The 1,076-nt window shown below is 42.2% G+C and carries 1 protein-coding gene; it reads right to left on the reverse strand.

The window, feature by feature from the left end; all coding sequences use genetic code 11:
- Nucleotides 1-971 (reverse strand): IS30 family transposase (locus FD12_RS04255; RefSeq protein ID WP_003561794.1); only part of this gene is annotated, 971 nt, incomplete at its 3' end.
- Nucleotides 972-1,076: the final 105 nt, after the last annotated feature.

Consider the following 1,076-nt stretch of genomic DNA (forward strand, 5'->3'; position numbering starts at 1 on the left):
ACATTAAAGAATATTTCATAAGGCGTTTTCCATCCGAGACATTTACGGGGACGATTATTCATTTGTTCTGCATATGCTTGTATCCGGCGGTCAGTAATTGAATCAAGGTCAGTTCCTTTTGGCAAATATTCGCGAAGCAAGCCGTTAGTATTTTCGTTAGTTCCTCGTTGCCAAGGAGAGTGAGGATCGGGAAAGTAGAAGGGCGTACCAAACTTATCAGTTAAACATTGAACTTTGGCAAACTCTTTACCCCTATCCGGGGTAATCGTTAACGATCTACCAGGCCATAGCTTCATTAAGTCGCTCAAAGTATCCGTGACTGCTTCTGAAGTTCTTTTAGCAGCTTTACCAATAAGCAGGTAACGAGATTTTCGATCAACCAATGTAACGACACAAGCCTTTCCGCTTTTGCCTAACACGGTATCACCTTCCCAGTGACCAATTTCTACACGGTTGTCAGCTTCTCGCGGACGATCATGAATCTTGTTGGGGATTGGAATCTTGCCTCGCTTTTCTTGATAAGCTTTATTGTGGCGAGACTTGCCGTGATGCCTTAGATGGCGCACGGCACTAGAGCTGCCAGATTTAAACAAATTATCAAATAAGCCATTGAAAATCCCACGGTAAATAGTCGTGGTACTGATCTGCACCGGATACTTTTCGACTGCCAAGCGATTCGATATTTCCTCCGGAGACCAAAGGTCTTCGCAGAAGTGTTCTCTCACCACTTCAAACACCTGAGGATTACTCAAAAGAGAGACTCTGCCACAGTTGCCTTTGCGCTGTTTGTACTTCTCCTGAGCCTTCGAAGGTGAATAGGATTTACCAGTAGAATTACGGCTTAATTCTCGAGAAATGGTTGAGTAACTTTTCTTGATATGGCTGGCAATCTCACGAAGTGAGTTTCCATGATTCCTCATTAAAAAGATAGTTTCCCGTTCATCTATGGTAATATGCTTGTAGTGATCCATGGCTAAATTCCTTTCATGATTGTTTTCGCAAACATCATTTTACAGAAATTTGGCCATGGGCCATTCTTTATTTAATTAGTGTTGCACTTAAAGTGTAAATTCAAG

It is taken from the genome of Lentilactobacillus rapi DSM 19907 = JCM 15042 (assembly GCF_001436255.1).
In the GTDB taxonomy this organism is placed as follows: Bacteria; Bacillota; Bacilli; order Lactobacillales; family Lactobacillaceae; genus Lentilactobacillus; species Lentilactobacillus rapi.